General features: G+C 70.3%; 7 protein-coding genes. 6 read left to right on the top strand and 1 reads right to left on the bottom strand.

From position 1 onward, the window contains the following. Positions 1-37: 37 nt before the first annotated feature. From ACFVYR_RS21155 to ACFVYR_RS21130, 6 genes are all read left to right on the top strand, one after another. A complete protein-coding gene (locus tag ACFVYR_RS21155) occupies positions 38-3649 on the top strand; it encodes a type I restriction endonuclease subunit R (protein WP_389612270.1) in 3612 nt (1203 codons plus the stop codon). Positions 3650-3654: 5 nt separating this feature from the next. Further along, the gene (locus ACFVYR_RS21150) at positions 3655-4431 is read left to right on the top strand and encodes a M48 family metallopeptidase (protein WP_384254063.1); all 777 of its coding nucleotides are present in this window, start codon (positions 3655-3657) and stop codon (positions 4429-4431) included. Between the two features lie 237 nt (positions 4432-4668). Beyond that, positions 4669-5610: a serine hydrolase gene (locus ACFVYR_RS21145; protein WP_384254065.1), complete on the top strand. Its 942-nt coding sequence runs from the start codon at positions 4669-4671 to the stop codon at positions 5608-5610. Between the two features lie 143 nt (positions 5611-5753). Further along, the gene (locus ACFVYR_RS21140; RefSeq protein WP_384254068.1) at positions 5754-9506 is read left to right on the top strand and encodes an ABC transporter ATP-binding protein; all 3753 of its coding nucleotides are present in this window, start codon (positions 5754-5756) and stop codon (positions 9504-9506) included. A gap of 148 nt (positions 9507-9654) precedes the next feature. Next, positions 9655-10062: a hypothetical protein gene (locus tag ACFVYR_RS21135; protein ID WP_384254070.1), complete on the top strand. Its 408-nt coding sequence runs from the start codon at positions 9655-9657 to the stop codon at positions 10060-10062. A 101-nt stretch (positions 10063-10163) separates the two neighbouring features. Beyond that, complete coding sequence (locus tag ACFVYR_RS21130) at positions 10164-11609, top strand: aminopeptidase (protein ID WP_384254072.1); 1446 nt, start codon at positions 10164-10166, stop codon at positions 11607-11609. A 148-nt stretch (positions 11610-11757) separates the two neighbouring features. Here ACFVYR_RS21130 and ACFVYR_RS21125 read toward each other — a convergent pair whose 3' ends face one another. After that, entirely contained in the window at positions 11758-13560 is a 1803-nt protein-coding gene (locus tag ACFVYR_RS21125) for a glycoside hydrolase family 3 protein (protein ID WP_384254102.1), read from the bottom strand. Positions 13561-13867: the final 307 nt, after the last annotated feature.

The raw sequence follows: 13867 nt of genomic DNA, 5'->3' as shown, positions 1-13867 counted from the left end.
ACCAGGGCATTTGTGCGAAGAGAGGCGCGGGTTCACGGTGGCACAGGTGGAGCGGGACGAGGTGGAGCGGCCGTTCGTCGCGCAGTTGAAGGCAATGGGGTGGCAACACCAGTCCGGTGCGGACGTCGGCACGCTCGACGCGGGCATGCCGCTACTCAAGGGCAAGCTGGCCGACGCGCTGCGGCGCATCAACCTCCGCGCTGCCGACGGCGCACCGTGGATGGACCGCGATGACATCGAGCGCTCCATCCAAGAGCTCGCCTCCGTGCCGCTCGGCCAGGGCGTCTTCACCGCCAACCTCGCCGCCACCGACCTTCTGCTCAACGGGCATGTGCTCAACGCGCCCTCTGCCGGGCACGGTGGCCCCTCCGCCACCGTGCAGTACGTCGAGTGGGCCCCGGACCGCGTCGACGCCAACGACTTCACGGTCGTTGATCAGCTCCGCGTCATCAACAGCTCCGGTGAGCTGTCCATTCTCGACATCGTCCTCTTCGTCAACGGCATCCCGCTCGTGGCCGTCGAATGCAAGAGTCCAGATCTGGCCGAGCCGGTCCGTGAGGCCGTTATGGATCTGCGGCACTACGCGGGCGATCCGCTCGACGAGGACGATGACGACGTTCGGGCAAGCGCCGAGGTGACGGCGCCCGCTGAGGTGCCCGAGCTCTTCCGGACCGTGCAGCTCCTCGTCGCCGCCACCGGTGACACCGCGCACTTGGGAACGATAAGTTCCACCCCCGCACACTTCCACCCCTGGCGCAGCGTCCAGCCTGAGGAAGAGAGCACACTGCGGCGGGAGTTGCGCGACGCCGAGCTGGTCGCGACCGATGACGGCAGAAGTTTGGACCGCCCTCGGCCTCTCACCGAACAGCAGAAGCTCGTCGGTGTCGTGCTGCGTCCGGCGGCGCTGCTCAACGTCGTACGTCACTACATCATCCCGCTGCCCGTCGAGTCCGATGACGGGGCTGTACGGCTCGTCAAGGCCGTGGCCCGGCACCAGCAGTATCGAGCAGCCGAGAAGGCCGTACGCAGGCTGCTGACCGGCAGGACTCGGCCTGAGACCGGTGACGAGGACGAGCGCGGCGGGGTCATCTGGCACACCCAGGGCTCAGGCAAGAGTCTGACCATGACGTTCCTGGTGCGGCGGATCCATCTGCATCCCAGGCTCAGCCAGTTCATGGTCGTGGTCGTCACCGACCGGACTCAGTTGCAGCGCCAGCTGACGCGGACGCTGAAGCTCAGCGAGTCCGATGTCGAGACAGCCATCACGCGGACGCAGTTGGAGGGGCTGCTGAGGGACGGAGGGCCGCGCGTCGTCTTCGGGATGATTCAGAAGTACGGTGCTGGGCTGGCCTTCTCCGGGGAGGCCGATTCGGAGGCCGACGACCGGAATCTCGTCGAGGAATACGCGCAGGCCAAGAAAGCAAAGAAGGCCAAAAAGAGCGGCAAGGACAAGAAGCGGGAGCCCGACTTCCCCGAGTGCAGCACCTCGTCCGACATCCTCGTACTCGTCGACGAGGCCCACCGCTCACACACCAACTTCCTGCACGCCGCCCTGCGCAAGGCGATCCCCAACGCCGCGAAGATCGGCTTCACGGGAACACCCATCGTCACCGGCAGGGAGGAGGACACCCGGCGGATCTTCGGGCGCGGGGACTCCGAGCGGGGCTTCCTCGACGAGTACCGGATGGAGGACGCCGAGCACGACGGCGTCGTCGTCCGTATCCGCTACGAAGGGCGCACCGGGGAGGGCGAGGTCCGGGACGGGGCGAGCCTCGACCGGAACTTCGACGACTTGGTGCGGGATCGTAGCACCGAAGAGCGGGCAGCCCTGCTCAGACGGTGGCCCACCGAGCGGGACGTCGCCGAATCCGTGCCGATGATCGCGGCGAAGGCCGACGACATGCTGGAGCACTGGGTGACAACCGTGTTGTCCGGCGGGAGTTTCAAGGCTCAGGTCGCGGCCGTAAGCCGTAAGGCGGCCGTGCAGTACCACCACGCGTTGCGGGCGGCGCGCGACCGGCTGCTTGCGGAACTCGACGGCTACGACCCGGAGTCCGTGGCTGGTATCCCGCCGGAGAAGCTCGGGGGGCGGCTTCGGTATCTCCATGAGGCGTATCGCTTCCGGTCGCTGCTTCGCCGTATCGACTTCGTGCCCGTCATTTCGTCGAGTGCCGACGACAAGCGCGGCCGGTGGGCCGAGTGGACCGACGGCAAGCGGCAGGAGGCGTATATCGAACGCTTCCAGAAGGGGTTCCCGCAGCCGGCGCCGGAGCCCGAGTGGGTGGCCACGACGCCCCTGTACCCGTCTCCCGCACCGAGTGACGGGCACAATGAGGCAGGCTCGGGGAGCGGCAATGCTCCCTGGTCCGAAGCCCCGGCAGGTGGACAGGGGGCCAAGCGGCGGACCGTTCCCGACCCCGTGCACCCAGAGAGCCCCATCGCCTTCCTGATCGTGAAGTCCATGCTGCTGACGGGATTCGATGCCCCGCGCGAGCAGGTGCTCTACCTTGACCGGCCGATCAGGGACGCCGAGCTGCTGCAGGCGGTCGCCCGCGTCAACAGGCCGTACCCGGGGAAGGAAATCGGGTATGTCGTGGACTACTACGGCATCTTCGGACACCTCACCGAGGCCCTGGCCGGATACCGGGACGCCGATGTCGACGACACCATGCGCAGCATGTCCGCCGAGGTCGACGCCCTGAAACCGGCCGCCGACACCGTGCGTGCGTTCCTGCTCCGGAACGGCGTCACGGACGCGGACCTGGCCGACCCCGTCCGGCTGCGGGACGCCCTGGCGCGGTTCGACGCGGAAGACGTCCGGTTCGGCTACGACGAGGTCCTGCACGCCTTCCTCGCCACCATGGAACGCGTACTGCCCCATGAAGAGGCTCTCCACTACGTGGCGGACGCCCGGCGGTGGGCCCTGCTTCAGAAGCGCATTCGTCGCCTGCATCGGGACGGCGAGGGCGGGACCTTCACGATGCGTCGCTACGGCCGCAAGGTCCGGGCCATGATCGCTGACCATCTGGAAGGGCCCGAGATCGAGCAGGCGATCCCGCCGGTCTCGATCGCGGCGTACGGCTTCGACGACGCGGTACGCCCATTGCCGGCGAAGGACGCCGCGGCCGAGATGGGGCACGCACTCCGCTTCCACCTGGAGGAGCGCGTCAAGCGGGAGGACCCCGAGAAGTACACCCGGCTCTCCCAGCGGCTCGAAGAGATCCTGCGGGAGATCCCCGGACGCTTCGAGGAACAGGTGGAGAAGTTCAAGGAGCTGATCGACGAGGCCAGGCAGGAAGAGGAGGAGGACCCCGCGCTCGCCGGTCTCTCCCCGCTGGAACAGAAGGTCTACCGCCTGGTGGAGCAGCTCGTGGCGGAGAGCCCCGGTATCCGCCGTACCGTGGACGATGTCCGGCCCCTCGTGAGCGCGGTCTGCGACACCGCCGCCTACACCATGGCCAAGGCCTCTTACCAAGGGCAGCATCAGGACATCACGACTCTCGCCAGTGCTCTCCAGACCGACCTGATCAAGGGAGGGCTGAGACCGGCCGGAGGGGACTGGACAGCCTTGGAGGCGGCGGCTCAGCGACTCGCCGCATACGCGCAGGACAACCGGCCGAGATTCCTGGGCAGGGCCCGGGGAGAATAGAGGGTGTGACCGCCCTCGCCGAGAATCAGACCGCCCCTGTCGACGGTGAGCTGCTCACCGTCGACGGCTTGGCCCTGCGGATGCGGGTCAGCGCGCGCAGGAAGAGGTTCGCACTCACCGTCACGCCCGACGCCAGTCTCGTGCTGCACATGCCGCGGGAGCGTACGGTCCGAGAGGCGGAGAGCTTTGTTCGAGGGCACCGGTCGTGGCTGGTCACCAAGCTCGCGGAGCGGGAACGTGTCCGGCCGGTCAACGCGGCGAAGCGGCTGATCGACGGTGAACTCTTCCGCTATCTCGGCAGGACGTACCGGCTCGCCCTCTCGGACGGCGAGGAGGCGGACGTCCGGGTCCGGCTCATGGCGGGGCGGCTCGTCATGGGACGGGCTGTGGCCGAGGACCCGGAGACGGGCCGGGCGGCGCTGGTCGACTGGTACTGCCGGACTGGCCGGGCCTGGACGCGGAACCGGCTCCAGCCCTGGGCGGCCCGCATGGCAGTGGTCGAGCCAACGCTTGAGGTGCGGGATCTCGGACAGCGGTGGGGTTCCTACCGTCCACCGGGTGGAGCGGGGCATCCGGGCCTGATGAGTCTTGGATGGCCGCTCTTCCAGCTCCCCATGCACCTGATCGACTACGTCATCGCGCACGAGCTGGCGCATGTTGCAGTACCGGGACACCGCGCGGATTTTTGGCGACTCGTGCGGATCGCCCTGCCCGAGTATGAGCAGCGCAGAGCGGATCTCGATGAGCTGGGACGGCGGATGTGGATGGGGGAGATCGTCTAGCTCTTGCTGCGGATGTTCGCGCCGACGCATCTGGGCTGAGCGGCTGAGCCCTCGGCCGACGCGGCTGGGCCCGGGAGCTCGGCGGCGCGGCGGGGCGGCGGGGCCGGAGCAGCCGAGCCTTGGTGAAATTTCGCACACATTTTCTGTTTTAGTGCAACCTTTCGCCACCATGGGTGAGTCAAGTGAGGCGAGTGCGCCGGGGGTGCACTCGTTTCACACAAGGGGATGGGAAGCTCCATGACTCACCGGACATCCGGTATATCCAGCCGTGCCCGCGTACTCTCGGCGGGTCTCGCCGCCGGAGTGCTCGTGCCGCTCGCCGCGGCCGCCACGCCTGCCACCGCCGCCACGCCCACCGCGGCGCCGCAGGTCAGCTGTACCTCAGCGCAGGCCGGCCTGGCCGCCAAGCTGAAGAAGGACATCACGGCCGCCCTGAAGAACCGCAAGGGCACGATCGCCGTCGGTCTGCGCGACCGCACCACCGACACCACCTGCACCCTGAACGCGGGCACCTCGTTCGACTCGGCGAGCGTCGTCAAGGTCACCGTCCTCGCCACGCTCCTGTGGGACGCGAAGAAGACCGAGCGCAGGCTGACGACCCGCGAGTCCGACCTCGCGTACGCCATGATCACCAAGTCCGACAACGCGGCGACCAGCGCGCTCTGGCGCCAGCTCGGCACGGGCAAGGTCAAGGGCTTCCTCAAGGCCGCCAAGATGACGAAGACGGTGCCCGGCACCGGCGGCTACTGGGGCCTGACCCGGATCAACGCGGCCGACGAGCAGAAGCTCCTCGCCCTGGTCACCGCCAAGAACGCCGTCCTGAGCGACAACTCGCGCGCGTACATCCTCAAGCTGATGGGCAAGGTGACCTCCTCGCAGCGCTGGGGCACCCCCGCGGGCGCGCCCTCCGGTGTCGCCATCCACGTCAAGAACGGCTGGCTGCAGCGGTCGACCCACGGCTGGCGGGTGCACAGCATCGGCGCGTTCAAGGGCGGCGGCCACGACTACACGATCTCCGTGCTCACACACGGCAACAGCACCATGAACTACGGCGTCGCGACCATCCAGGGCGTGGCCAAGGCCATCCACAAGGACCTCACGCCCCGCGCGTCCGCGGTGAACAGGTACGTGCCGACGGACACGCCGCGGGAGGCCTTCGTGGCCGTGCCTGCGGCCTGAGCCACTCGGGCAGCCGCGGCTCCGCCGTGGCTCGTCGCGCAGCTCCCGCGCCCCTCATGGGGCGCGGGTTTGTTGCGGCGGGATGAAAATCGCATCGCGCCGTGTTGGGCCTCTCGGCAGGTCAGGTCGACGGGAGGCAGCACGTGGCGGAGCAACGGGGTGGAGCCGAGCGGGAGAAATCCGGCTGGGCAAGGCGACTCACCGGATACGCGTGGCGCTATCCGAAGGACGTCGTGCTCGCGCTGGGCTCCTCGCTCGCCGGCATGGCCGTCATGGCCCTCGTGCCGCTGATCACCAAGGTGATCATCGACGACGTCATCGGGCAGGACGGCCGGGGCGGGGACCGCTCCATGGGCCCCTGGGCCGGCGCGCTGATCGGCGCCGCCGTCCTCGTCTACGTCTTCACCTACATCCGCCGCTACTACGGCGGCCGGCTCGCCCTCGACGTCCAGCACGACCTGCGGACCGAGATGTACGGAACGATCACGAAGCTCGACGGGCGGCGCCAGGACGAGCTGTCCACCGGGCAGGTCGTCGGGCGCGCCACCAGCGACCTGCAGCTGATCCAGGGCCTGCTCTTCATGCTGCCGATGACCATCGGCAACATCCTGCTCTTCGTGATCTCCCTGGTGATCATGGCGTGGCTCTCCCTGCCGCTCACCTTCGTCGCCCTCGCCGTCGCCCCCGCCCTCTGGTTCATCGCCCGCCGCTCCCGCTCCCGCCTGCACCCCGCCACCTGGTACGCGCAGGCCCAGGCCGCAGCCGTCGCCGGAGTGGTCGACGGCGCCGTCAGCGGCGTACGCGTGGTGAAGGGCTTCGGCCAGGAGGACCAGGAGACCGGCAAGCTCAGGGAGGTCGGGCGCAAGCTGTTCGCCGGACGGCTCCGCACCATCCGCCTCAACTCCCGCTACACGCCCGCCCTCCAGGCCGTCCCCATGCTCGGCCAGGTCGCCATGCTGGCCCTCGGCGGCTGGCTCGCGGTCAAGGGCGAGATCACGCTCGGCACGTTCGTCGCCTTCTCCACCTACCTCGCCCAGCTCGTCGGTCCGGTGCGGATGCTCGCCATGGTCCTCACCGTCGGACAGCAGGCCCGCGCAGGCGTCGAGCGCGTACTCGAACTCATCGACACCGAGCCGAGCATGAGCGACGGCACCAAGGAGCTGCCCGCCGACGCCCCCGCGACGGTCGAGTTCGACGAGGTGGGCTTCGGGTACGAGGACGGCCGCCCCGTCCTTGACGGACTCACCTTCCGGATAGCCCCCGGCGAGACCCTCGCCGTCGTCGGCTCCTCCGGCAGCGGCAAGTCCACCGTCTCGCTGCTCCTGCCGCGCTTCTACGACGTCACGCACGGCGCCGTCCTCATCGGCGGCCGCGACGTGCGCGAGCTGACCCTCGACTCCCTGCGCGCCGCCATCGGGCTCGTCCCCGAGGACTCCTTCCTCTTCTCCGACACCGTGGGCGCCAACATCGCCTACGGCCATCCGGACGCGACCCGCGAGGAGATCGAGACCGCCGCGCGCGCCGCCCAGGCCCACGGCTTCATATCCGACCTCCCCGAGGGGTACGACACCAAGGTCGGCGAGCAGGGCCTCACCCTCTCCGGCGGCCAGCGCCAGCGCATCGCGCTCGCCCGCGCCATCCTCACCGACCCCCGCCTCCTCGTCCTCGACGACGCCACATCGGCGGTCGACGCGCGCGTGGAGCACGAGATCCACGAGGCGCTGCGGAGCGTCATGGCGGGGCGTACGACGCTCCTCATCGCCCACCGCCGCTCCACCCTCGGTCTCGCCGACCGCATCGCAGTCCTCGACGACGGACGCCTCGCCGACCTCGGCACCCACGCCGAGCTGGAGGAGCGCTCGCCCCTCTACCGGCGGCTGCTCACCGACCCCGACGAGCTCGGCGGCGTCTCGCCGGGCCACGCACTCCCCGCCGACCTGCCCGAGGACACCTCCGTACGCGACGAACTCGACGCCGAGTTCGACGCCGAGCGCGGCATCACGCCCGCCCTGTGGACCGGCGACAGGGAGCCCAAGGACACCGCCCTCTCCGGGATGCCGTCCACGCCCGAACTCCTCGCGCAGGTCGAGGCGCTGCCCCCGGCCGACGACACCCCCGGCATCGACGAGGCGCGGGCCGTCACCCCCGAGGAGTCCTACGGGCTGCGCAGGCTGCTCGCCGGGTTCGGGCTTCCGCTGCTCTTCAGCCTGCTGCTCGTCGCCGTCGACGCGGGCATGGGGCTGCTGCTCCCCGTCCTCATCCGGCACGGCATCGACGAGGGCGTCAGCCAGCTGGCGCTCGGCGCCGTCTGGGCGGCCTCCGGGCTGGCCCTCGCCGCCGTCGTCGTGCAGTGGGCGGCGCAGACCGGCGAGACGCGCATGACCGGACGTACCGGGGAACGGGTCCTCTACTCGCTCCGGCTCAAGATCTTCGCGCAGCTCCAGCGGCTCGGGCTCGACTACTACGAGCGGGAGCTGACCGGGCGCATCATGACCCGGATGACGACCGACGTGGACGCGCTGTCCACCTTCCTGCAGACCGGACTCGTCACCGCGTTCGTCTCCGTCGTCACCTTCTTCGGCATCATGGCCGCCCTGCTCGTCATCGACGTACAGCTCGCGCTCGTCGTCTTCGCGACACTGCCGCTGCTGGTCGTCGGCACGTACTTCTTCCGCAAGTCCAGCGTGAAGGCGTACGAGCTGGCGCGCGAGCGCGTGTCCGTGGTCAACGGCGACCTCCAGGAGTCCGTCGCGGGGCTGCGCATCGTGCAGGCCTTCCGGCGCGAGCGCACGGGCGCCGAGCGGTTCGCCCGCAACAGCGACAGCTACCGCCAGGCCCGCATCCGCGGCCAGTGGCTGATCTCCGTGTACTTCCCGTTCGTGCAGTTCCTGTCGTCCGTCGCCGTCGTCGCCGTGCTGATCGTGGGCGCGGGCCGGGTCGAGGCGGGCACGCTGACCACCGGCGCGCTCGTCGCGTACCTGCTCTACATCGACCTCTTCTTCGCCCCCGTGCAGCAGCTCTCCCAGGTCTTCGACGGCTATCAGCAAGCCACCGTCTCGCTCGGCCGCATCCAGGAGCTGCTCCAGGAGCCGACGTCGACGAAGACCGCCGAGGAGCCGAAGGAGGTGGCCTCGCTGCGCGGCGACATCGCCTTCGAGGGCGTGGACTTCGCGTACGCGGCCACCGGCGAGGGCGCGCCCGAGGAGGCGCTCAGCGGTGTGACCCTGCGGATACCCGCGGGGCAGACCGTCGCCTTCGTCGGCGAGACCGGCGCGGGCAAGTCGACGCTCGTGAAGCTCGTCGCCCGCTTCTACGACCCCACGGGCGGTCGCGTCACCGTCGACGGCACCGACCTGCGCTCCCTCGACCTCACCGCGTACCGCCACCGCCTCGGTGTGGTGCCGCAGGAGGCGTACCTCTTCGCGGGCACGGTCCGCGACGCCATCGCCTACGGGCGTCCCGACGCCACCGACGCCCAGGTCGAGGCCGCCGCCCGCGCGGTCGGCGCGCACGACATGATCGCCACGCTGGACGGCGGCTACCTCCACGAGGTCACCGAGCGGGGCCGCAACCTCTCCGCAGGACAGCGCCAGCTGATCGCGCTGGCCCGCGCCGAACTCGTCGACCCCGACATCCTGCTCCTCGACGAGGCGACGGCCGCGCTCGACCTCGCCACGGAGGCGCAGGTCAACCAGGCCACCGACCGCATCGCGGGCAAGCGCACCACCCTGGTCGTCGCCCACCGCCTGACCACGGCGGCCCGCGCCGACCGCGTCGTCGTGATGGACGGCGGCCGGGTCGCGGAGGACGGCACGCACGAGGAGCTCCTCGCGCTGGACGGTCGGTACGCGCGACTGTGGCGGACGTTCGTGGGGGAGCCGGTGGAAGCGGTCTGAGGGCAGCCCCTAGGGACCCTGGGCGGGGCGGACGGAAAAGGCGGAGGATCGCGCAACCGCACGGGGCACGGGCTGCGTCCGTACATCAGAACGTGAGGCAGATGTGGCGGGCGTGGCAGACGCGTCAGGTGTGACGGGAGGGGCAGCTGTGAGCAGTGGTCGCGGCGGTGGTCGGATACGACGGCGGCTGGCGCTCGGCACCGCCGTGCTCGCAGGCGCCGTCCTGCTCGCCCTCGCGGGCCCCGGCACCGCGTCGGCGGAGGCCGCAGTCGCCCCCTGCGCCGGCCGCAAGGTGCGTACGCTGCCCTTCAGCGGCGGCCGGGTCGACGTCTTCAAGAGCCGCGGTTACGTCTGCGCGGTGGTCTTCGCCAAGCACTCCGGCGGCCGCAGGACGATGTCCGTCAGCATCAAGGCGCGCGGCGGCAGGCCCGCGCGCGACGCGGGCCGTTACACCCACCACGCGGGCCCGGTGACGGTCCACGCCGGTCACCGCTGCGTCTGGGTGAAGGGGAAGGTCGGCGGGCGCGGGGTCAGTTCGGGCTGGATTCTCTGTTGATGCGGGCTGTGCCCGCTGTTGCCGCAAGGCAATTCCCCCTGGTGCGGATTCAGTTGCTCCGTTAGGTTCCGGGGCATTGCTGTGTCGACAGGGGAGGGTGCATGCGCAAGGCGCTCAGATGGCTGCTGTCGCTCGTGGTGCTGATAGGCACGGTGGGCGTGGCCGGAGCGACGACCGGGGCGGCCACAGCCGCGGAACCGGACGGGACCACCAGTGCCAACAGCACTGAAACCGACATCAAGGACAGGCTGCTCGCCATACCCGGCATGAGCCTGATCGAGGAGAAGCCGTATCCGGGCTACCGCTTCTTCGTCCTCAACTACACCCAGCCGGTGGACCACCGGCACCCGTCCAAGGGCACCTTCAAGCAGCGCCTGACCGTGCTGCACAAGGACACCGCCCGCCCGACGGTCTTCAGCACCAGCGGATACGGCGTCTCCACGAACCCCGGCCGCAGCGAGCCGACACGGATCGTCGACGGCAACCAGGTCTCCATGGAGTACCGCTTCTTCACGCCCTCGCGGCCCGAGCCCGCCGACTGGTCCAAGCTGGACATCTGGCAGGCCGCCTCCGACCAGCACCGCATCCACCAGGCCCTCAAGCCGATCTACGGCAAGAAGTGGCTGGCCACGGGCGCCTCCAAGGGCGGCATGACGGCGACGTACTACGAGCGCTTCTACCCGCGCGACATGGCGGGCATCGTCTCCTACGTCGCGCCCAATGACGTGGTCGACAAGGAGGACTCGGCCTACGACAGGTTCCTCGCGCGCGTCGGCACCAAGGAGTGCCGCGAAAGGATCCAGGCCGTCCAGCGTGAGGCGCTGGTGCGCAGGGAACCGCTGTCGGCGAAGCTCGCGGCTTACGCGGCGGCGGAGGGCTACACCTTCAACACCGTCGGCACGCTCGACAAGGCCTTCGAGGCCGTCGTCCTGGACCTGGTGTGGGGCTTCTGGCAGTACCAGCCCGCCGCCACCGCCTGCGGGAAGATCCCGGACGCGGCCACCGCGACCGACCAGGCGCTCTACGACTACGTCGACTCGGTGGGCGGCTGGTCCTCCTACACCGACCAGGACCTCAGCGCCTACACGCCGTACTACTACCAGGCGGGCACGGAGCTCGGCTCGCCCGACATCAAGCAGCCCTGGCTCGGCAAGCTGAGCCGCTACGGCTACCAGCCGCCGCGGAACTTCGTGCCGCGCGACATCCCGATGAGGTTCCGGCAGCAGCCGATCCAGGACGTGGACCGGTGGGTGCGGCACAACGCGCGGCGGATGATGTACGTCTACGGCGAGAACGACCCGTGGGGCGCAGAGCCGTTCCGTCCCGCGCGCGGCGCCGGCCACGACAGCTACGTCTTCACCGCGCCCGGCGCGAACCACGGGGCGAGCGTCTCGCAGCTCGTCGCGGACCAGAAGGCGAAGGCGACGGAGCGCATCCAGGCGTGGGCCGGGGTCTCCTCCCCGTCGGCCTCGGGCAAGCCGCTCGCCCCGTACGACAAGAAGCTCGACCGGCGGGACGTCAAGAGGGAGCTGACGCTGCGGCCGTGAGGCGTCGGCGGTTCAAAGACGGGCTCTGACGCTCTGACGGGTTCTGCCCGTCGTCAGAGGGGCCGAGGCGCTGCTTCGGCCCCTCTGACGCGTCGTACGCCTTGTCCCGTCGTACGCCTTGTTCCGTCGTATGCCGCCGATCCGTGTGTCAGTACGTCAGGCCGTGGCCGACCGGGTACAGCACCCGCGCCGGGTCGTCCGCCCGGCGCACCGGGACCGGCAGCCGCCCCTGGGGTGCCGTCCTGCCCGCGATCACGCGTGCGGCGGCGCGCAGTTCGACGTCCGTCCACGAGTAGGAGGCGAGGGCGGCGTCGACCGGGGGCAGGTGCGCCACGTCGTACGGGTTGCGGATGGCGAGGGTGACGACGGGCAGGCCGGTGGCTTTGAGGGCGGCCACCAGGGTGGCCTGGCCGTCGGCGCTCTCGTCAGCCCCGAGCGGCCTCCCCCGGCTGTCCGGGCTCGCGTCCAGGTCCGTGTCCAGCTCCGTGTTGGCCGCCTGGGTGTTGTCCTTGGTGGCCGTGTGGGTGGTGACGTTGTACGTCGCCACCAGGACGGCGTCCTGCTCCTGCGCCGCCGCCACGGCCTTCTCGATCGTCGCCTCGTCGGGCGCCGTTCCGGTGGGCAGGGCCACGGCCCGGAAGCCCAGGCTGTTGAGGGCGCCCGCGAGGACGGTGGTCGGCGGGCCCGTGGTGCCGGACGGCGAACTGGGGTCCGCGCCGACCACCAGGATGTCGGGGTGGGTGTCGGGCGACAGCGGGAGGAGCCCGTCGGGGTTGAGCAGCAGGGTCGTGGTGGCGTCGGCGATGCGGTCGGCGGTGACCTGGTGTGCGGGCGTGCCGACGGTGGCGTCGACGGCCTCGGGGGTGGGGTGCGTGGTCGGCTGTTCGCCCAGTCGGTCGGTGAGGAGGCCCACGTCCGCCTTCATGCGGAGCACGCGCAGTACGGACTCGTCGATGCGCTCCTCCGTCAGCTCGCCGTCCGCCACCGCCTTGAGCACGGCGTTCCATGCGACGTCCGGGCGCGGCGGATTCAGGAGCTGGTCGGCGCCCGCCTTCAGCGCGAGTACGGCCACGCGGTCGTCGCCGTACTTCGTCCGTACGCCGCGCATCGCGAGCGAGTCCGTCGCGATCACGCCGTCGTAGCCGAGTTCCTCGCGCAGGAGGCCGGTCAGGATCGGGTGGGAGAGCGTCGCGGGGTCGCCCGACGGGTCGAGGGCGGGCACCACGATGTGGGCGGTCATCACCGAGTCGACGCCGGCGGCGATCGCGGCCCGGAACGGGGGCGCGTCGTAGCGCTCCCACTCCTCGCGGGTGTGGTGGATGTGCGGCAGCTCGGTGTGGCTGTCGTCCCGTGTGTCGCCGTGCCCGGGGAAGTGCTTGGCCGCGGTCGCGATGCCGGAACTCCGGTAGCCCTCGATCTGCGCGGTCACGAAGCCCGCGACCGCCTCCGGGTCGGCGCCGAAGGAGCGTACGCCGATGACCGGGTTGGCGGGGTCGACGTTGACGTCGGCGTCCGGGGCGTGGTCCTGGCGGATGCCGAGGGCGTGCAGTTCGGCGCCGGCGATGCGGGCGGCCTCGCGGGCGTGCTCGTGCGAGCCGGACGCGCCGAGGGCCATGGCGCCGGGCAGGAGCGTGGCGGGGGCGCCGATGCGGGCGACGGCGCCGTGCTCCTGGTCGACGGAGATGAGCACGGGGAGGACGGGGTCGGTGGCGGTCGCCGCCGCTCGCTGGATGCCGTGGGAGAGTTCGGCGATCTGGTGCGGGGAGCGGGTGTTGTGGGCCCAGCCGAAATAGATGACGCCGCCGAGACGGTAGCGGGCGATCAGTTCTGCGGCGTCGCGGACGCCTAGCTCCCGGAGGTTCGTGTCGACGTCGGCGGGGTCCGGGTCGGTGGCGGTGTGCCCGTACACGTGCATCACGAAGAGCTGGCCAACCTTGTCCTCCAGGGGCATCGTGCCGATGAGGTCGCGGAGCTTGCGGTCGCGATGGCGGTCGCGGTCGCGGTCGCGGTCTTCGGGGTGGGGCACGGGGGGCTCCTGCGGGCTGGGGAAAGTTACTTTCAGGAGCAACGGATATCCCGAAGCTTTCTGCCGGTCAAGGGAGGGGTGGGGTGTGTGCGGGTGCGGGTGCGGGTGCGTTGTGGCTGGGGCGCCTGTTGTTCGGTTGTGGGGCGGGGCCGCGGGGGTATGTGCGTACTCGCTATCCCTGCGTCACGCTGCACGAACAATGGGGCTACAGGATGCTCGGTGCTCCGTTCGC

The sequence above is a fragment of the Streptomyces sp. NPDC058284 genome (assembly GCF_042881135.1).
Lineage (GTDB): Bacteria > Actinomycetota > Actinomycetes > Streptomycetales > Streptomycetaceae > Streptomyces.
This window is presented reverse-complemented; position numbering and strand designations above follow the sequence as displayed.

Excerpts from the sequence above, each read along its gene's own strand:
- ACFVYR_RS21145 (WP_384254065.1), top strand. The coding sequence starts at position 4,669 with ATGACTCACCGGACATCCGGTATATCCAGCCGTGCCCGCGTACTCTCG.
- ACFVYR_RS21130 (WP_384254072.1), top strand. The coding sequence starts at position 10,164 with ATGCGCAAGGCGCTCAGATGGCTGCTGTCGCTCGTGGTGCTGATAGGC.
- ACFVYR_RS21125 (WP_384254102.1), bottom strand. The coding sequence starts at position 13,560 with ATGCCCCTGGAGGACAAGGTTGGCCAGCTCTTCGTGATGCACGTGTAC.